This window comes from Marinobacter sp. MBR-105 (assembly GCF_053628895.1).
In genome coordinates this window covers 180127-199137 of sequence record NZ_JBRJHG010000006.1, presented here as the reverse complement: position 1 = coordinate 199137, position 19011 = coordinate 180127, and the positions used below count along the sequence as shown (strand labels likewise).

Annotated in this window: 16 protein-coding genes; 9 read left to right on the top strand and 7 right to left on the bottom strand. The window is 60.6% G+C overall.

Going from position 1 to position 19011, the window contains the following annotated elements:
* The first annotated feature begins 100 nt into the window (after positions 1-100).
* Together ACSSVV_RS09430 and ACSSVV_RS09425 are read left to right on the top strand one after the other, a co-directional pair.
* Positions 101-931: a polyphosphate kinase 2 family protein gene (locus ACSSVV_RS09430; protein WP_454106139.1), complete on the top strand. Its 831-nt coding sequence runs from the start codon at positions 101-103 to the stop codon at positions 929-931.
* Between the two features lie 10 nt (positions 932-941).
* Complete coding sequence (locus tag ACSSVV_RS09425; protein ID WP_454106138.1) at positions 942-2213, top strand: D-amino acid dehydrogenase; 1272 nt, start codon at positions 942-944, stop codon at positions 2211-2213.
* Positions 2214-2215: 2 nt separating this feature from the next.
* Here ACSSVV_RS09425 and ACSSVV_RS09420 read toward each other — a convergent pair whose 3' ends face one another.
* Positions 2216-2587 carry an RNA methyltransferase gene (locus ACSSVV_RS09420; RefSeq protein ID WP_022993234.1) on the bottom strand — a complete coding sequence of 124 codons (372 nt, stop codon included), beginning with the start codon at positions 2585-2587 and terminating at the stop codon, positions 2216-2218.
* Here ACSSVV_RS09420 and ACSSVV_RS09415 point away from each other — a divergent pair.
* Positions 2586-3830, top strand: coding sequence for a methyltransferase (locus ACSSVV_RS09415; RefSeq protein WP_454106137.1), 1245 nt, complete (start codon positions 2586-2588; stop codon positions 3828-3830). The two genes, ACSSVV_RS09420 and ACSSVV_RS09415, sit on opposite strands and share 2 nt — an antisense overlap.
* Before the next feature lie 77 nt (positions 3831-3907).
* On the opposite strand, the gene ACSSVV_RS09410 is transcribed toward ACSSVV_RS09415, so the two are convergent.
* Positions 3908-5113, bottom strand: coding sequence for an OmpA family protein (locus ACSSVV_RS09410; protein ID WP_022993232.1), 1206 nt, complete (start codon positions 5111-5113; stop codon positions 3908-3910).
* Positions 5114-5281: 168 nt separating this feature from the next.
* On the bottom strand, positions 5282-7606 hold the full coding sequence (locus ACSSVV_RS09405; protein ID WP_454106156.1) for an ATP-dependent helicase: 2325 nt from the start codon (positions 7604-7606) through the stop codon (positions 5282-5284).
* A 57-nt stretch (positions 7607-7663) separates the two neighbouring features.
* Between ACSSVV_RS09405 and ACSSVV_RS09400 the strand changes: the two genes are divergently transcribed.
* The gene (locus tag ACSSVV_RS09400) at positions 7664-9805 is read left to right on the top strand and encodes a tRNA(Met) cytidine acetyltransferase TmcA (protein ID WP_454106136.1); all 2142 of its coding nucleotides are present in this window, start codon (positions 7664-7666) and stop codon (positions 9803-9805) included.
* A gap of 69 nt (positions 9806-9874) precedes the next feature.
* Positions 9875-10462 (top strand): ankyrin repeat domain-containing protein, encoded by a 588-nt coding sequence (locus ACSSVV_RS09395; RefSeq protein WP_454106135.1) that lies wholly within the window; start codon positions 9875-9877, stop codon positions 10460-10462.
* A 1-nt stretch (position 10463) separates the two neighbouring features.
* Here ACSSVV_RS09395 and ACSSVV_RS09390 read toward each other — a convergent pair whose 3' ends face one another.
* A complete protein-coding gene (locus ACSSVV_RS09390; protein ID WP_011787059.1) occupies positions 10464-11573 on the bottom strand; it encodes an enoyl-CoA hydratase/isomerase family protein in 1110 nt (369 codons plus the stop codon).
* 214 nt (positions 11574-11787) lie between these two features.
* Between ACSSVV_RS09390 and ACSSVV_RS09385 the strand changes: the two genes are divergently transcribed.
* Positions 11788-12126, top strand: a complete 339-nt coding sequence (locus tag ACSSVV_RS09385) for a c-type cytochrome (protein WP_011787058.1) — start codon at positions 11788-11790, stop codon at positions 12124-12126.
* A 26-nt stretch (positions 12127-12152) separates the two neighbouring features.
* Here the strand turns inward: ACSSVV_RS09385 and ppnN are convergent, their stop codons facing one another.
* Positions 12153-13535 carry a nucleotide 5'-monophosphate nucleosidase PpnN gene (gene ppnN, locus ACSSVV_RS09380; protein WP_011787057.1) on the bottom strand — a complete coding sequence of 461 codons (1383 nt, stop codon included), beginning with the start codon at positions 13533-13535 and terminating at the stop codon, positions 12153-12155.
* 121 nt (positions 13536-13656) lie between these two features.
* On the opposite strand from ppnN, the gene thiI reads away from it, so the two are divergent.
* Positions 13657-15111 (top strand): tRNA uracil 4-sulfurtransferase ThiI, encoded by a 1455-nt coding sequence (gene thiI / locus ACSSVV_RS09375; RefSeq protein WP_023012098.1) that lies wholly within the window; start codon positions 13657-13659, stop codon positions 15109-15111.
* Here thiI and ACSSVV_RS09370 read toward each other — a convergent pair whose 3' ends face one another.
* Entirely contained in the window at positions 15112-16125 is a 1014-nt protein-coding gene (locus ACSSVV_RS09370) for a histone deacetylase family protein (protein ID WP_183577550.1), read from the bottom strand. It lies immediately after the preceding gene.
* A 205-nt stretch (positions 16126-16330) separates the two neighbouring features.
* Here ACSSVV_RS09370 and ACSSVV_RS09365 point away from each other — a divergent pair, with 205 nt between their 5' ends.
* The gene (locus ACSSVV_RS09365; RefSeq protein ID WP_454106134.1) at positions 16331-17779 is read left to right on the top strand and encodes an NAD-dependent succinate-semialdehyde dehydrogenase; all 1449 of its coding nucleotides are present in this window, start codon (positions 16331-16333) and stop codon (positions 17777-17779) included.
* A gap of 68 nt (positions 17780-17847) precedes the next feature.
* Here ACSSVV_RS09365 and ACSSVV_RS09360 read toward each other — a convergent pair whose 3' ends face one another.
* The gene (locus tag ACSSVV_RS09360; protein WP_454106155.1) at positions 17848-18297 is read right to left on the bottom strand and encodes a HAMP domain-containing protein; all 450 of its coding nucleotides are present in this window, start codon (positions 18295-18297) and stop codon (positions 17848-17850) included.
* Here ACSSVV_RS09360 and ACSSVV_RS09355 point away from each other — a divergent pair.
* A complete protein-coding gene (locus ACSSVV_RS09355) occupies positions 18226-18849 on the top strand; it encodes a hypothetical protein (protein WP_454106157.1) in 624 nt (207 codons plus the stop codon). The genes ACSSVV_RS09360 and ACSSVV_RS09355 overlap by 72 nt on opposite strands.
* Positions 18850-19011: the final 162 nt, after the last annotated feature.

Sequence of the window (19011 nt, the reverse complement as noted above, 5' to 3'; positions counted from 1 at the left end):
TCAGGGGCGGTGTATGGATGCTATTCTGAGAATCTGATCACGTAAGTGTATCACTTTGTACGATTATTGACCTGCAACGGGGCGATAGGGAGTTTCCTTGATGAAATATACGGCGTTTGCCCGTTCCTGGTTCTTGAATCCTGACCAACCGGCTCTCGAAGGTTATCCCTCGCTGTATGAGGGCGACGACAAGTTGCCTGCGCTTGAAGCGAGTCTGGAGGAGATCGGAGAGTACCAGCGGCGGTTGTGGGCCAATCGTAAGCAGGCATTGCTGGTCGTCATCCATGGCCCGGACACCAGCGGCAAGGACAGCCTGATCCGGACGCTGGCCACCTACGCTGATCCGGCCGGCTTTCACGCCTGGTCATTCGGGCGACCCAATGCATCGGAAGCTGCTCATGATTTTCTCTGGCGGGTGACACCCTATCTCCCCGCCTATGGCCAGATGGTGGCCTTCAACCGCAGTCATCACGAGGCCGTCATCGGCGAGCGAGTATGGCCCGTGCGAGATGCCAGCACCTATCACTGGCCGGCCCGGTTCGAGGCAATACGACATTTTGAGCGTCACCTGGTCAGCGAAGGCACCTGTGTCGTAAAAATCTGGCTCAATCTCTCCGAGGATGAGCATAAACAGCGATTGCTCAAACGCCTGGATAAGCCCAGGAAGCGCTGGAAGTTTGACCGCTCGGACATCGAGGGCTGGAAGCAGCGCGCCCGTTATCAGGCCTTCGCCGAGGAAGCCCTGGCCCAGACCCACACCGAGGAAGCGCCCTGGTTCATTGTGCCCGGCGACCGCAAACCCCAGGCCCGGGCGATTGTGGCGGCCTTGCTGGCCGGGGTGCTGAAACAGCTTGCGCCGGACTACCCGGCGGAACATCCGGATGTACTGGAAGACTATCGTCAGCTGCTGGCAGCGAATGGCGTCAGCTAATGGAGGCAATATGCACATCGCAGTGGTAGGGGGTGGTGTGGTCGGTGTTACTACCGCCAGGGAACTGATTCGCCGGGGGCATCAGGTAACCCTGCTGGAGCGACACGACCTTGCCGGTAACGAGACCAGCAAAGGCAACGCCGCCCAGCGGTCTTACGGCGTGGTTTACCCTTGGGCTGATCCCTCCATGGTCTTCAAGGCACTGCCCTGGCTGTTTAAAACCGACGGCCCACTCAAGCTGCGAGTGCCGCCTTCGGTGGATGCCATCAAGTTTATGTTTGCCACCCTGCGCTACGCCTGGAGCCCGGGTCTGTTTGGCCTCAACAAACGGGCCATGCTGCGCCTGGGTGTCCACAGTCGGGAGCGATTTCTGGCTCTGGAACAGGAGCATGACCTGAACTTTGATGGCGACCACAAGGGCCTTCTGCACCTGGCCAGCAGCCCTGAGGCCATGGACGGTTATCGTGAGATCCACGACCTGCTGAATGAGCTGGGCATCGCCTCGCAGCTGCTCACGCCCGAGCAGGTGCGAGCCACAGAGCCGGGTATGACCGGAGACGGGCCCCTCTATGGAGCCATCAGCTATGACACAGACGGCACTGGCGACTGTCACCTGTTCTCCCGGGCACTGGCGCAGGTGTGTGAACAGCAAGGGGTAACCTTCCATTATGGTGTCGAGGTTGAGCGGCTGTTGTTTGATGACGAGAAGGTGAACGGGATCGAGTATCGAGCCCGCGGCGGCGAGTTAGCCACCCTGGAAGCCGACGCGGTAGTGATTTGCGCCGGATGCTGGTCACCGCAGCTGGTTCGGCCCCTCGGGCTGGACCTCCCGATCTACCCGGTCAAGGGTTACAGCTTGACGGTGCCCCTGAGTGATCCGGACAAGGCCCCGGCCAGCACGATCCACGACGATAACCTGAAGGTGGTGTCTACCCGGTTGGGTAACCGGCTCCGGGCCACGGGCTTTGTCGAATTGGCGGACTTCAATCGCGACATTCCCGAGGCGCGCATCGCCACCATCAAGAAATCCGTGCGTTCACGCTTTCCCGGCTGCGCGGATCTTGAGGCTGCCGAAACCTGGACCGGTTTCCGCCCCATGACTCCGGATGGCCCCGCCATTATTGGTCGCGGACCCCGCCGGAACCTGTTCTTGAATACCGGCCATGGCACCTTCGGCTGGACCCTGTCGGCGGGCAGCGCCTCGGTGATTGCCCAGGTCATCGACGGTGAGGAGCCGGCGGTGCCACTGGATGCCTTCCGGCCCGGAAGGTTCCAGGAATAGGCTCAGAGTTTGCGCTCGAGGTTGCCGCACAGGGTGTGAGCAAAGCCGACGTCCCGTTCGGAAAGCATGGGCAGGCGCTGGAATACCCACTGCGACAGCTTGCTGTCGGCCGGTGCCTCCAGCGCCGGTAACAGTGTTTCCAGGCGTTGTCGCAAGGCGCCGAGGCTGGCATCCGAGGCGACCTCGGGCGTGCTGTTACTCTGGCGCGCCAGTCCGGACAGCTCCCAGGCATACAGCATGACCGCCTGGGACAGATTCAGGGACGGATAGCTGACCGCCATCGGAAAGCCGGTAAGCAGATCGCACAGGGCCCGCGCAGCGGCGCCGACATTTTCCGGGACTTTCGGTTCAACCAGTACAAAGGCCAGTTTCATGACATTACCTCCGGCGGCGAGTTTACACCAAGCCTCGGGTTGTTTTTACCAGCGCTGGCAGTCTTTGAATGACTGGCTGCGGGAACTGGAGCCACTCTGGCGCCCCATCCCGTTCATGGAACCTGCCCCCGCCTGGCGCGACGCGCATCCGGACCTGGCGCGCTGGCTGGAGGCGCTTCCTGAGGAGGACTGTCAGGACTGGGAGGAGCGGCTCCCGGAACTGTCCTCGTTGTTAGCCGGGCATGTCCCGGCGCTGGCCCGGTACCGGGATCTGCTTGATTTACCCCGTCTGGCGACCGAGGCCGAGGGCCGGCAGGCGGAACTGGCGGAGGTGGCCGCCGTTGATATGCCTGGCCGAAAACGACAGCAGGCCGGCGCATTCGCCGCTGCAATTTCACCCTTGGGCTATCCGGTACTGGACTGGTGTTGTGGCAAGGGTCACCTGGGCCGGACCCTGGCCCGGCGGGGGGCGATGGAAGTAACCGGATTTGAATGGAATCCGGAACTGGTGACCGATGGCAACCGCCTGGCCGAGCACTATGGCGACCCGGTTCGCTTGTCTCATCAGGATGTGATGGTCGATGGGCTTAAACTGCCTGAGTGCCACCATGGGGTGGCGCTGCACGCCTGTGGTGATCTGCACCGCCGGCTGATGCAATCCGGTGCCCAGGCGCGTTTGCCCCGGCTCAGTCTCTCACCTTGCTGCTACCACCTGACCGGGGATGAGCGGTATCAGCTTCAGGCCCGGCAAACCCGGGAGTATGGCGAGTGTTTGTCGGTAGACCGCAACGATCTGAGGCTGGCGGTTCAGGAGACGGTCACGGCACCGGAGCGGGTGCGCGAGCAAACCACACGCATCAGTACCTGGCGCCTGGGGTTCGATCCGCTGCAACGGGAGCTGACCGGTAACGGGCACTACCTGCCGGTGCCGTCGCACCCGGCCGGGCTCAATAATGGCCGTTTCGAGGACTTCTGTCGCTGGGCGGCGGCAAAGAAACAACTGACTCTGCCCGCCGATGTTGACTGGGCAGAGTGGCTGGCACGCGGTGAGGCACGATATCGTCAGGTGCGCCGGCATGAACTGCTGCGCCATCTTTTCCGGCGGCCCCTGGAGCTCTGGCTGGTCCTGGACTACGCCGTGTTTCTGGAAGAACAGGGTTACCGGGTTCGACTGGGCACCTTCTGTGATCGTCAGCTGACGCCAAGAAACCTGCTACTGGATGCGGAACGTGAGGGCGGTTGAAAGCCTGAGCGCTTTCTGACTGCGGAATCAAAAAGAAAGGCGCCCGAAGGCGCCTTACCGAGGTTGCCCGGATTGCCTTAACGGCGAACCTGGATGCGTGCCTCAACACGACGGTTCTGGGCACGGCCAGCCGGCGTATCATTGGTGGCAACAGGCTCGGCTTCACCATAGCCCACCGCGCTGACACGGTCCGGATCGACACCCAGAGGCCCGGTCAGTCGACCGGCAACCGCTTCTGCCCGGCGCTGGGACAGAAACTGGTTATAGCCCGCTTCACCGGCGCTGTCGGTATGGCCAGCGATCTCAACGGTGGTTTCCGGGTATTCCTCCATGAAATCGGCGACGCGACGAATTTCGTTGTCATAGGCGTTGTCGATAACAGAGCTGTTGGTGGGGAACTGAACCCGCAGTTCAATGGTTTCCACCGTTTCAGTAATGCCCTCACAGCCGGTTTCATCCACCGTGGCGCCCGCGGTGGTGTCCGGGCATTGATCCTGGCTGTTCACCACACCATCGTTGTCGCTGTCGAGCTCACAGCCGCGACTGTTAACCTCGGCCCCGGCTGGGGTGTTGGGACACTGGTCGCGGCTGTCCGCCACGCCGTCATTGTCGCTGTCCAGCTCGCAGCCGCGGCTGTCGACGCTGGCCCCGGCCGGTGTGCCCGGGCACTGGTCGCGATTATCGGGCACGCCGTCGTTGTCGGCATCGGCCGGGGCTTTCGGGGCCGGGGCAGAAACCGTGCGGGTAAAGGCCCAGCTCAAGCCGAGCGAGACCATGGTGTCGAAGGTGCTTTCATCAATGCCATGGAATTCCCGCAGATCGCCACGAATAGAAATGCCATCACTGACGTTGTAGCGGAAGCCGGTACCCACATTGACACGGGTTTCATCGTGGTCAGTACCTGCCGAGCGGTAGGAAATGGAGTCTCCCAGCCCGAAATCGGCATGGCCCGCCCCCAGAGACACGTAGGGATTCCAGGCAGCTTCCGGGCCGGCGAAGTAATAGGTGCCGTCTACCCGGACTTCGTCGAAATCGGATTCGCCAGACACATATTTGCGGTCGGCATCGGCCCGTGAGTACACGGCTTCAACTGACCAGTGAGGGCGGAAACGGTACTCAACACCTACACCGAAGGTGCCGGTTTCACTCAGGTCCCGTTTATCGTCGAAGAGCTGGAAGCCGGCAAACGGGTTGATGTAGATGGTTTCCTGGCGTTCCGCCAGGGCTGGCGTCGTAAGGGATGTTGCAAGGGCGGCCAGAGCGACCGGGCGCATGAGTTTCATGCAGAACCTCCTGTCTGATTATTATGTCCTGAAGCTGTCTCCGTTGAAGACGGATAAACTCCGGTAAAACACCACGTTACTGAAAATCTAGGCCAGTAAGCCATAAAACACAAAATTTGGCATCTCTCGACGTCTTCGCATTTGTACGCAGCCTTCACAGGCGACAGATCAATCACCCGCTGGCGTGAAATACAGGTGCGCGCTTTTTTTACTGAAATTCAGGGTGTCGCCATTGCCAAACCGGACCTCGAACGAGCTTTCATCTTCTGAGATAACCTCGCCCGTGCCAAAGATCGCATGGGTCAGACGCTGTTGATGCCACACTGGTTCCGCCGTGTTTTGGCTGACCGTTCCTTCGCTTTCCAGCTGAACACCCTCGCGTTCAGCGTATCGCAGACTCACGGGGGTTAACGGGTTGTCCAGCTTCAGGGGCTGGTCTTTCGGTGCAGGACCGGTATCCAGCGCGGAGCCAAGTTCCTGAGCTAATCCAAAGCACAGTTCGGAAACGAATCGACTGGGACCTTGTTCGCCCGCCAGGTGCGGGCTGGCCGGGGTGGGCCGGGTGATCAGGTGCAGATGGTGGCGGGTGCGGGTCATGCCCACGTAGAGCAGCCTGCGCTCGCTTTCCAGCAGGGCCCGGGCATCGTCCTGGGGACGAGGGCTGTAGGGCAGATATTTCTCCTGCAGGCCGGGAATGATTACCACGGGCCATTCCAGTCCCTTGGTTCGGTGGATGGTGGACAGCAGGACACCCTCGTCCCGATGTTCGCTGGCCTGTTGCTTCAGCAGACTGAGATGGTCCAGGGCCCCGTCGGCATTGACTTCCAGGCTTTTCAGGTAGTCGCGAAACCCCTGAATGGTATCAATCCGCTCCTCGGCACTGTCATGGGTCAGTGCGAGACTGCGAATACCCTCATAGAGATCCATGTGCTCGGCATAGACGGTGATCAGGCCAGCTACCAGCCCCTGATAGCGGTCGAGTTGCTGCAGGACTTCACCGAGTCTTTTCAGCTTTCTGGCCGCCATGGGCGCCAGGGCGTCGAAATCCAGACTGAGCAGCCGTTCGTGCCAGCCGGTGTCGAACGCCGCCAGGAACCGGGCCAGGTTTTCCAGTTCCGGTTCTTTCAGGCCTACGTGGGGGAACCTCAGAATCTGGCGGGCAATGTCCAGTCGGTCATTTTCTGCCAGCTTGTCGAGCCGACGGGTAACCACTAGCAGCAGGGCCTGCACCGCCTGAACCTCGCGGCTGAACAGCGCGCCCTTACCGGTGTCGATCCGGTAGGGAATCTGGCGTGCCAGCAGTTTCAGTTCAATCGGCACGCTCTGGCTCCAGACCCGGAACAGGATGGCGCTCTGGCTCTGTTGTTCCGGCGCGAGTCCCTGCAGGATAGAAAGCACCTGGTTGCCATCGTTTTCGGCCTGATGCAGATGGATTTCGGTGTCGGGGGTGCCCGGGTGGGAATGGCACATCACATCCCGGCGGCCGGTGTTGTGGCAGATCAGATGGTTGGCCAGCAGTGCCACCCGGTGGCCGTAACGGAAGGTGTAGCTGAGGGTCTGCTCAAGCGGGCTTTCAAACTCATCACTGAACTTGCGCAGAATGAACTCGGGCCGGGCACCACGGAATTCGTAGATAGTCTGGTCCGGGTCGCCGACCACGGTTACCCGGGCGCGGTCACCGGCCACATAACGCAGAAGCAGGTGCTGGATCTCGTTGGTGTCCTGGTACTCGTCCACCAGGATCAGATCCATTTTGTTACCCACCAGGCGCTGCAATGGCGGGTTCTGATGGATGGCCATCACCGGCTCATACAGCATGTCGGCGTAGCTGATACGGCTTTCGCTTTTACGCCACTGCTCGAAGGAATGGAACAGGTCGATCAGGTAGCGGTGTTTGTCGGAGTAGCCCAGCTCCTCGAATACCACCTCCGCGGGTGCCAGCCCGGTTTTGACGCGGTCGATAAAGCCGGTGGCGGTTTCGACAAAATCCTTCTTGTTGCGGCGGATTTCATCGGCCAGTTCCTCCGGTGCCAGCCGCCGGGTCAGCAGCCAGGCCTGGAAGCCGATCTCCTGTTCGGTCAGGATCTTTTCCGAAAAGCCCGGCAGATAGCCTTCGCGGACGAACCGACGATACAGCCGAAGGCCCATGGCGTGGTAGGTGCGGATTTCCGGCAGAGCCAGCCCGCTCTGACTGCAGACGGACTGTAACTTGCGCTCAAAGTCCACCTTGGCGCTGCGGTTGAACATCAGCACCAGCATCCGGTCCGGATCGTGGCCCTGGGCCAGCAGGTAGCGGATGCGCCAGGCCAGCGTGGAGGTTTTGCCACTGCCCGCGACGGCGGTTATCACCGCGTGCTCGTAGCCGGAGGTGATGATGGCGCGCTGCTCGTCGGTCAGGTAATCCGGTAAGGACAGGTGGTCGGGGGCTTGGGTTTCGCTCGGCATAGTCGCTATTGTACTGGCCAACTGGTAGTGCGGATAGCGCTGCCGCATAATCCCGGCATAGCTCAGGCGCAAATACCTTCTTATGGCCAGCAGGTCTGAATTGACGTGAATGATAAAACCGAGACAATCGCCTCAGGCTGGCGCGCGTTCCAGCAAATCCTGGCAGCTCGCGGCCATCGCCGGCTGGTATTGGTTGAGGGTGATCGGCAGGCTGCGATCGCCCGGGTAGCCGGGCTCTTGCCGGAATTGTCGGCCGCGCAGGGGCTATGGGTCGGTCGTGAACAGGATGCGATCATGGCTGGGCTTGGCCATATCCGTGCCAAAGATTACCGGCGCGTACTGGGACAGGAGTTGCCAGTTCTGGTCTGGGATGGCTGGGAGGGAACGTCTCCGGACGCGTTTGCGGCACTTTCCGGCACATTACGGGCCGGTGGATTGCTGTTCTGGTTGATGCCCCCGCTGGCGCAGTGGTCGGACTTTGACGATCCGGACTATGGCCGAACCGGGCTGGATCGGACGATAGCTCATCCCTTTGCTGCCCGGTTGGCGGCGATACTGGCCGAAGATCCCGATGTCATTAGGCTTGTGGCGGAAGATGCCAGCGTGCCTGATCTTAGCCGGCCGGAACCGGGCAGGGCGGGCTTTCAACCCGGGCAGACGGCCGAGCAGCAGGCTCTGGTTGCCGACATTGTGCGCACTGGCCAGGGCCGCCGCCGACGGCCGCTGGTGATTACTGCCGATCGCGGCCGAGGCAAATCGTCGGCCCTTGGTATGGCTGCTGCCCGCTTGCTCGAATCAGGCCGGAAACGGGTGCTGGTAACGGCACCTTCGGCTGATAACGTGGCTACCCTGTTCGCTCACGCCCGGCAGGCACTGGGTGATGCTCTGGCACTGGATACGCCGACCCATCTGACCACCCGGTCCGGTCATGAACTTTGCTTTCTGCCGCCACAGGAGTTGCTGTCGCAGCGGCCGGAGGCGGAAGTGGTCTTGGTTGATGAAGCGGCGGGTTTACCGGCCCAGTGGTTGAAAGCCGTGTTGCTGGGCTGGCCGAGAGTGGTGTTTGCCAGTACGGTGCATGGCTATGAAGGTACCGGCCGGGGCTTTGCCTTGCGCTTTCGACAGATTCTGGAACAGGAAACTCCGAACTGGCGCGCCGTCAGCGTTCGCGAGCCCATTCGCTGGGCGCAGGGTGACCCGCTGGAGCGACTGGTTTTCCAGCTGTATCTGTTATCGGCAGACGCGCCGGAGCCGCAACCGTTCGTCGCCGGCGACGTGCGCATTGAACGCTGGCAACCTGCCGCGACCAGCGAACAGACCCTGGCGGAGGCCTTTGGTCTGCTGGTCAATGCCCATTACCGGACCACGCCCGCCGATCTTCGGCAATGGCTGGATGACCCCGCCGCGATGACCTGGCGGGCCAGCGTAGAGGGGCGGACCATTGGCTTGCTCTGGGCATCCACTGAAGGTGGCCTGGCTCCTGATCTGGCTGAAGAGGTGGTCGCTGGAAAACGGCGGCTCAGGGGCCATATGCTGGCCCAGTCACTGGCCAATCATGGCGGCGCCCCCGCCGCTGCTACCCTGAAAACCCTTCGAGTGGTCCGCGTAGCGGTGGCGGAATCGGCACGCAGGCTTGGGGTCGGCCAACGGTTGGTGGCGGCTGCCCATGAGGCCTGTGTTCAGGATGGAATGGATGCATTGGGTACCAGCTTTGGCGGCGAACCGGGTTTGTTGGCGTTCTGGCACCGATGTGGCCTGCGCATCGTGCGTATGGGTCTGAGCCAGGAGGCGTCCACCGGAGAGTTTCCGCTGCAAATGTTGAAGGGCACCTCTGAGCCGGGGCTGCAACTTCAGCAACAGCTCAGCACCCGTTTCGCCAGACACTGGCTAGCTCTGGTGCCCCGCCATTGGCCTCAGCTGGACCATGAGCTGTTGTTGGCCGTCTCCGAAGCTTTGCCCTCACCGGTATGGCTAGACGACGATGATCGGCGGGATCTGACCCACTTTGCGTATGGCTTTCGCGGATTTGAATTCACTTTGCCGGTCTTGCAGGGGCTTTCTGTCTGCAAGGGTATGCCTCAACGAATTCAAAGCCATCCGGAGGCAATGCTCTGGTGTCGTGCCGTATTACAGGGCTGGTCCTGGGCACAGTTGCAGGAGGCCGGGCTTTGCCGGGGCCAGCGAGACGCAGAAACGCAACTGCGATTGCTGGCTCGTGAACTTCTGCAAAACGAGGCGGAGTTGTGACCGGTTCGATTTAATTCCGGTGACTGCCTGATCAGAATAGCTGCAAAACGCAAACAAGAGATTTCCGACATGGGCAGGGACGCGAGTAGCTATTTCCACCTGGTATTTTTCCTGGCACTGGCGCTGCTGGCCGGATGTAGCACTACCGGGTCAGCACCTGAAACCGAAGAGGCCGGTGCCAATCCGGAGGAACTGATGGCCGCGGTGCGCGCCAATGAGGATCGGGCGGTACTGGAGCTGCTGTCCAGCGGGGTAAGCCCGGATGCCCGGGCCGGAGCAGAGCAATCCCCACTCATGGTAGCGGCCACCAACGGCAATCGCCGTATTGTCCGGTTGTTACTGGCTGCTGGCGCAGACGTGAATGCCCGCAATGCCGACGGCTACACTGCGGTTATCCAGGCCGCTGAAAACGGCCACCTTGCGGTGGTAAGAGCCCTGCTGGCGGCGGGCGCCAATGTGAACGTCAGCCAGGGTGGCGAATCCCTGTTGATGAAAGTGGTGGCCAGTGGTGACCTTCTGACCGCCGAAATGCTTCTGGCGGCCGGTGCCGATGTGCACTATCGCCGTGCTGATGGCACCACCGCTCTGGATCTTGCCCGCGCCAGCAACAATCAGGATCTTGAAATGCTGCTGGTGCAGGCGGGCGCCGCCCGCTGATTCAGAGGCTGTCCAGCATCATTGGGTCGGTCGTGTCATCCCACACCGGCTGAAAATGCCGTTCAACCACCTCTTGCGGCACTTCGGCAACCGAGGCGTAAGACCACTCTGGGGAGCGGTCCTTGTCTACCAGCAGGGCGCGAATGCCCTCGGCCAGATCGGGTCTCCGGGTGCACTCTTCGGCCATGGCCAGCTCCATACGGAACACATCTTTCAACGACATCTGCTGGCCTTTCTGTATCTGGTGCCAGATCAGCCAGGCGGTGACCGGGCAGCCGGTCTTCAGGGTATGGATGCACGCCTGCCACCAGGGGTCGGTACTCTCCGAATTCCCCAGTTTTTCAACGATGGCCGGTAGCTCATCGCCTGCACTCAGGCGTGCGATGGTCTGTTCGTGCTGTTCCAGGTGCCCCGGAGCCAGCGTGCGGTAATCCAGCGCTTCCAGCTGGTTCAGCAGGCGGAACAGGCGGTTGTCGTCGGCGGCGGTTTCACCGCTCCAGCGTTCCTCCTGTAGCCGTTCAAGCAAGGCGCTGCTCTGGTCTGCTTCGATCACCATATCAGCCAGGCCCACTCGCAAGGCGTCGGCGACATTCAGTCGAGCGCCAGTCAGACCCATAAACAATCCGAGCCGTCCCGGGAGGCGGTTCAGGAACCAGCTTGCGCCCACATCGGGGAATAGACCGATGCTGATCTCGGGCATTGCCATGGTGACATTCGGGTAGATTAACCGGTAACGGCAGGCCGCCAGCAGGCCCAGGCCCCCGCCCATGACTATGCCGCCGGCCATGCCCACCACCGGCTTGGGGAACCGGTGCAGGGTAAAGTCGAGACGGTATTCCGCCGCAAAGAAACGCGCGGGCGCGGCTTTGTCGCCATCGCCTGTCAGTGCCGGGTACAGGGCCCGGATGTTGCCTCCGGCACAAAACGCCCGGTCTCCCGCCCCCTGCAGAACCACCAGGCAGATACGGGAATCCTCGGCCCATTGCGCCAGCGCCTGCTGCGCCTGGTTGACCATTTCCTCGGTCAGGGCATTGAGTGTGCCCGGCTCGTTCAGGGTGAGCAGGCCGATGTGTCCTTCCCGGCAGGGGAGCTCCTGTACCTCAACTGGCATGGCTTGGTTCTCCGGTGGTATCTCTGATTGGGTATTTGTGGTTTGTTCGTACTGTCGTTCACTACGCTCAGGCGTAAAAGAGGACTATGGTCGCACGAAAGTCCTTGATCTATCACATTTGAGCTCACGGGCGGGTGTGCTATAAGTGAAACCTGAGTTACTGACCGGTTTTATGCCGGAATGTGAACGTTAAAACGATGAGAGGGTTAACACAATGAATCTGAAGCATCTTGCAGTAGCGGGCCTGTTCGCAGCTGGCGCGATGGTACCGGTCGCTTCCATGGCCGCCGGTGACATCGAAGCTGGTAAGGCCAAGGCCGCCGTTTGTGCCGCGTGCCATGGCCAGAACGGTATCTCTCAGGTGCCCATCTATCCGAACCTGGCTGGCCAGAAAGAGCAGTACCTGGTTGCAGCTCTGAAGGCGTACAAGGCAGGCCAGCGTCAGGGTGGACAGGCTCCGGTGATGCAGGGTCAGGCCACAGCCCTGAGCGATGCTGACATTGCCAACCTGGCAGCTTACTACGCCAGCCTGCCGGCCGACGGCGGCAAGTAAGACGTTGTGTTTGTCAGTGTTGCGGCTCAGGCCGCACCACTGACAATGCGATAGCTCGGACGGTAGGCTGAGGACCCGGGTAGCTTCATCCGGTTCTGCGCCACAAACTGCTCCAGCATGGCCTCCAGAGGCTTGATCAGCGTCGGGTCACCAGCGATTTCAAACGGCCCTTTCTCCTGCACCTGCCGGATTCCGCTTTCCTTCACGTTACCCGCCACAATCCCGCTGAACGCTTTGCGCAGATTCGCCGCAATCAGGTGAACCGGTTGATCGCGATGCAGTTCCAGAGCCCGCATGTTGTCATGGTTCGGCTCGAACGGTAGCTGGAATACCGGATCTATCTTCAGCATCCAGTTGAAGTAGTAGGCATCCTGCATAGCGCGGCGGAAGGTCTCCACGTCTTTCATGCCCTGCTTCATGGTCTGGGCGACCCGTATCGGATCATCGATGATGATCTCGTATTTGCTGGCAGCCTCATCGCCCAGGGCGTTGCGGATAAACTTGTCGATCATTTCGAAGTATTCGGCATTTTCCTGGCGGCCGGTAAACACCACCGGGAAAGGCAGGTCAACGTTGTCCGGGTGCAGCAGAATGCCGAGCAGGTACAGAATCTCCTCTGCGGTGCCTACGCCGCCCGGGAATACAATCACACCATGGCCACAGCGAACAAAGGCCTCGAGACGCTTCTCGATATCCGGCATGATCACCAGCTCGTTTACAATCGGGTTTGGCGCCTCGGCACCGATAATGCCCGGCTCAGTAATGCCGATGTAACGGCCATTCTTCACCCGTTGCTTGGCGTGGCCGATGGTGGCGCCTTTCATCGGGCCTTTCATGGCGCCCGGGCCGCAACCGGTGCAGATACTCAGGCCGCGCAGCCCCAACTGGTGCCCGACATCCTTGCTGTACTGGTATTCGTCGTGGCTGATGGAATGGCCGCCCCAGCACACCACCAGGTCTGGCTGACGCCCCGCCTCCAGTACCCTGGCGTTGCGCAGAATGTGGAACACCAGATTCGTTAGGTCTTCGGGGTTGTCTTTGCGGAAGCCGGCCACGCTGTTGGGCAGGGAGTGGCTGTAAACGATATCGCGCAGCACAGAAAACAGGTGCTCCCGGATGGCGCGTAGCATTTCGCCGTCCACAAAGGCGTGGCCGGGCGCATTGATCAGCTCCAGTTTCAGTCCCCGGGGCTGGGGCACCAGCCGTACATCGAAATCGGCGTGGGCTTCCATCAATTCCTTACAGTCGTCGGTTTCGACGCCGGTATTGAGCACGGCCAGTGCACACTGACGGAACAGGCGATACAGACCACCCTCGCTCTTGTCCTTGAGCCGGTTTACCTCGTAGTTGGAAAGGATCTCGAGGCTGCCCTCGGGGGAGACCAGGGCATTCATGGTGGTTTCAGTCATCGTTGGTGAAGCTCCTGATGGTTTCGGCAATGACGGATTTTGAGCCAGTCTGGCGAAAGGGTACACTAAGGCCTTTCTGGCTTTTACGCCACCCGACGTTATTCCGATCAAAGTCTTTTTTATGAAATTGCTGATTCGTCCCGCCCCGGAAGTGGCTATCAAGAGTAAACCCGTTCGCCAGCAGCAGATGCGCCAGTTGCGGCAGAATATCCGTAAATTACTGGCCCGGCTGGATCCGGAGATCCGTGTGGATGGCAGCTGGGACCGGGTGGATGTGGATGTGCCCGATGGCCGCAGCCTTGCCGGCCCGGTGATTGATGAGCTGGTGCGCATTCCCGGCATCTCGACCATCCAGGAGATCGGGGTGTTTCCGTTTGTCGATCTTGACGATGTGGGCGAAAAGGCGGTGCAGGCCTATGCCGAACGCCTGAAAGGCAAGACGTTTGCCGTTCGCGCCCGCCGCCATGGCGATCATGATTTCCGTTCCATTGACCTGGAGCGTTCGGTGGGTGCGGCGTTGTTGCAGGGCTCCGGCGCCAAAGGCGTAGATCTGAAATCACCGGATTTGGAAGTTCGTATTGAGGTAAAGGACGACAGCTACCACATTGCCCATCGTCGCCACGAGGGTCTTGGCGGTTATCCGCTGGGGACGGTAGAAACGGTGATGACGCTGATTTCCGGCGGCTACGACTCGTCGGTGGCTGCCTACCTGATGATGCGCCGTGGCATTCGCAGTCATTATCTGTTCTTTAACCTGGGCGGTGCGGCCCATGAAGTGGGCGTGCGCCAGGTGGCTCACTACCTGTGGGAGCGTTATGGTTCGTCCCACAACGTCAAGTTTATTTCTGTGCCGTTTGAGGGTGTGGTCGCCGAGATCATGCGCTCGGTCAACCATCGCCACTGGGGCGTGGTGCTCAAACGGATGATGCTCAAGGCCGCTGCCGAGATCGCCCGGGATTACAACGCCTCTGGGCTGGTCATGGGCGATGCGGTGGCCCAGGTCTCCAGCCAGACCCTGACCAACCTGAATGTGGTGGACCGTGCCAGTGACGAGGTGGTGCTGCGCCCGCTGATCGCGATGGACAAGCAGGAAATCATTCGAATTGCCAAGGACATCGGTACCGAGCCGTTTGCCCGCAACATGCCGGAGTATTGCGGCGTGATTTCCAGCAAGCCGGTCACCCGTGCCAGGCTGCATCGCGTGGAGGAAGAAGAGGCGAACATGGACCCGGCCGCCCTGGCCGATGCCATCGCTAACCGTACCGACACCATGGTCAGCCAGCTCCTGGACAGCACCCAGACGCCGGAAGAGGTGGAGTTGATCCAGACGCCGTCGGTAGATGACGTGATTATCGACGTTCGCCACCCGTCTGAAGAAGAACGCTCGCCACTGACCCTGACCAACAACGACGTGCTCAAGATTCCTTTCTACGAGCTGAATCAGCAGGTGGCGGAACTGCCGGGCAACCGCCAGTACCTGCTGTACTGTGACCGGGGCACCATGAGCCGCATGCACGCCGGCCACCTGAAGGCAGAGGGGCATGGCAATATCAAGGTGTATGCCCCGGCGGTCTGATCAGCCTTCTAGGCCCTTGAAAAACTGCTGGACGTTCTCGCTGAGGGCGTCCAGATCATACCCGCCTTCCTGCACCACCAGAGTGGGTAAGCCCAGCTGACGAAGGTGCGTGCTCAGCCGACAGAAGCCCTCGGAAGTCACCGATACTTTCGCTTGTGGGTCGTTCTTGTAGATATCGAAGCCCAGGGTCAGAATCAGCACATCCGGCTGGTACAGGCGGATGGCCGCCATCGCCTCTTCCAGTTTGGCGAAGAAATGATCCTCGCTGGAGCCGTGGGGCATGGGCAGGTTGATGTTGTAGCCATAGCCTTCGCCTTCCCCCCGTTCGTCCTCGAAGCCGCTGACCACCGGATAAAAGTTGGTGGGGTCGCCGTGGATGGAGATGTACAGCACGTCGCTGCGGTCGTAGAAGATCTCCTGAATGCCCTGGCCATGATGCATGTCGGTGTCCAGGATGACCGTTCGCGGGAACCGGCTCTTCAGGTGCTCGGCCGCGATGGCGGCGTTGTTCAGGTAGCAGAATCCACCGGCGGCATCCTTGCGGGCGTGATGGCCTGGTGGCCTGCACACAGCGTAGGCGTTGCGTTCTCCGGCGATCAGCGCGTCGGCGGCACCCAGAGCGGTCTGAGCCGACCAGTAGGCCGCTTTCCAGGTATTCTCACCAATGGGGCAGCTGCCGTCTGCCAGGTAACAGGCGGCTTCCGCCAGGATGCCCCGCATGGCGTTGGGGGAACGTACGAAAATGTTCGACATTACCTCGTCGCCCCAGTCTTCCATTTCCATCCAGCGCCGGTGGGCGGATTCGAGGAATCGCAGGTAACCCAGGTCGTGCACCTTGGAGATCGGGCCGGCGCCCTGGTCGGCCGGCTGCAGTACCGGGATGCCCATGGCTTTCAGGCCTTCAAGCATCTGGCCGGTGCGATCAGGCACCTCCTGAGGCTGGCGCATCTGGCCTCGGGTGAAATACGTCTTCGGGATGTGCAGGTCCTGCGTCGGATGAAAAAATGCTTTCATGAATCCGTCTCCTTGGGGTGTCAGGGAGAGCCTGTAAAAACTCTCCTTCGAGTATAGGCAGTCACCCGCCCGGGTCAAAAATGACGGCCAGGAAATCTCCCCTTGACTTTACAGGCCGCCACTCAGGATCCACTATGAAAGGCACGCGTTGCTTATGAACTTCGCCCCGGTCCGGGGCGTAACCAGTCATGCAAGAGGAGCCGAGATGATTGAGTCACCACTACTGGAAAACCTCACAGGCTACATTGGCGGGCGCTGGAAAGACTCTGCCGGCGGTGCCACGTTCGACGTTTACAACCCGGCCACCGGCTCGGTGATTGCCAAGGTGCCGTCGATGCCGGAGGAAGATGTTGTGGCAGCGGTGGAGGCTGGACAATCAGCGCTCCGGCTCACCAATCCCTGGCCGATTGAAACCCGCCGCAAGTGGCTGGAGGATATTCGTGACGGCCTGAAAGAAAACCGCGAAGAGATTGGCCGCATCCTGTGTATGGAGCATGGCAAGCCCTGGAAGGAAGCCCAGGGCGAGGTGGATTACGCCGCCGGTTTCTTCGATTACTGCGCCAAGCACATCAGCGCGCTTGATTCCCACACGATTCCGGAAAAGCCCAAGGATTGCACCTGGACGGTTCATTATCGGCCTGTGGGCGTAACCGGGCTGATTGTGCCCTGGAACTTTCCCATCGGCATGATCGCCAAGAAGTTGTCGGCGGCCCTGGCGGCGGGTTGTCCCTCGGTCATCAAGCCGGCCAGCGAAACCCCGCTGACCATGATCGCCTTTTTCAGCGTGATGGATAAACTCGACCTGCCGGATGGCATGGTCAACCTGGTGATGGGTAAGGCCAGCGTGATCGGCAAGGTACTGTGTGAGCACAAAGACGTGCCCATGCTCAGCTTCACCGGCTCCACAGAAGTGGGCCGCAAACTGATCGTGGACACCGCCGAGCAAGTTAAGAAGCTGGCACTGGAGCTGGGTGGTAATGCCCCGTTCATCGTCTTTGACGATGCCGACCTGGAGGCCGCCGCCGATAACCTGATTGCCAACAAATTCCGCGGTGGCGGCCAGACCTGTGTCTGCGCCAACCGGATTTTTGTGCACGAGAAGGTGGCGGATGCCTTTGGTCAGAAGCTGGCCGAACGTGTGAACAAGATGACCGTCGGCGACGGCATGAATGAGGGCATCGACATTGGGCCCTTGATCAACAAGCAGGGCTTCGACAAGGTGAAGCGGCACCTGCAGGACGCCCTCGACAAGGGCGCCAGCCTGGTGGCTGGCAAACAGCCAGCGGAACTGGGTGATGGCCTGTTTTTCCCACCCACGGTGGTGCAGGGCGTGGACCGGGAGATGTGCTGTTACCAGGAGGAGACCTTCGGTCCGCTGGTGCCCATGGCGCTGTTCCGGACCGAGGAAGAAGTCATTGATGCCGGTAACGACACGGAGTTTGGCCTGGCCTCCTACGTGTTCACCGCCGATGCCGAACGTGCCCAGCGGGTGGCTGCCGGCCTGCGGTTTGGTCACGTGGGCTGGAACACCGGCACCGGGCCGACACCGGAGGCGCCGTTTGGCGGTATGAAAGCCTCGGGTATTGGCCGGGAAGGTGGTCTGGAAGGGCTGTTTGAATTCGTGGAAGCCCAGACCGTGCCGAGAGGTTTCTAGGCAGCCGGTCTTCAAACAGCAAAAAAGGCGAGCTTCGGCTCGCCTTTTTGCGTTCTGCACGGCTGTGATCAGGGCGTCAGGATAACCTTGACACTGTCGTCCACATCCGCGGAATCGATGTAGCCGATGGCGCCTGGTGTGGAGGCGACCTGGGCCTTCATGCCCGAAGCACTGCCGGCTTCCGCCGGAGGCTGACCACGACCGGTGAACACCTGCTGGGACCAGAAGGCCTTCAGTTGGGCATCGTTACGGCCGGTCACCTTGTCGTGGAACTCGGCACGGGTGGCGTTGCCCTCCGGGAGTTCAAACGGCTTCGCGCTCTGGCCATTCGGCAGGGCTTTGCTGCGGTTCAGATACAGATCCCAAAGTTCATCCTTGCCGGTGTACTCGATGCGGTAGGTCAGATCGCCTTCGCCAGAAGCCATGTTCCGCAGGGAACTGATGATTTGCTGCAGGCTGCCGGAGACCGATCGACCGATAATCAAGCTCAGTGCAATCAGGACAACCAGGGCGACCACCACGATCGTCACGGAGACGGCTTCGCTGCTGGCCGCCGTGGTGTCGTCAATGGCCTGGGTCAGGCGGCTCTCCATGGCATTACGCATCTGGTCGAGATCCGAGCGCAGGCCCGCCAGGCGCTCGGCGTTGGCGGATGCTTCCTGGCCTATGCGACTGAAATCGGCGGTGCCCTCGATAATCGCGGTGGCGATGCGAGTGGCGGTGCTGTAGTAGCCGTTCAGTTCGGATTTCAGCGCTTTTACGTCGCTCTGCTGGCTCGGGTTAAGCTGGGCAATGCGGTCAAGATTCTCGATGATCTCGGCGAGTTGCTCTCGGGTAGCCGCAATCTGCTGATCGTCGCCCGTGGTGACGGCGCTGTTGATCTAGTTTTCGATGAGTTGCAGCAGACCCCGGTTGATGGTGGAGAGTTCCAGGGACGGATAGAGCTGGTTGCGCACCTCTCCCAGTCGTTCCGAGTTGTTTCGTTCCGTGATGACGGAAAAGGTCTGGCTCACTACGAAAGCCACCACGGCTACAATCACCAGCAGCGCGAGTGTAGGTTGTTTTTTTGAACGCATGACACAGAATTAATGTGTCAGTGTGTTAAGTGCTGTATCGGCCACACTGGCTGTCTCTTTAAGCCTAGAGCCTTGAATTGGCCTGTATATACTCTTGAGGGGGTAGTTTGTGCCAGGGGAGGCAGCCGGGCTCTTGGCTGGTATACTGGGCTGTAA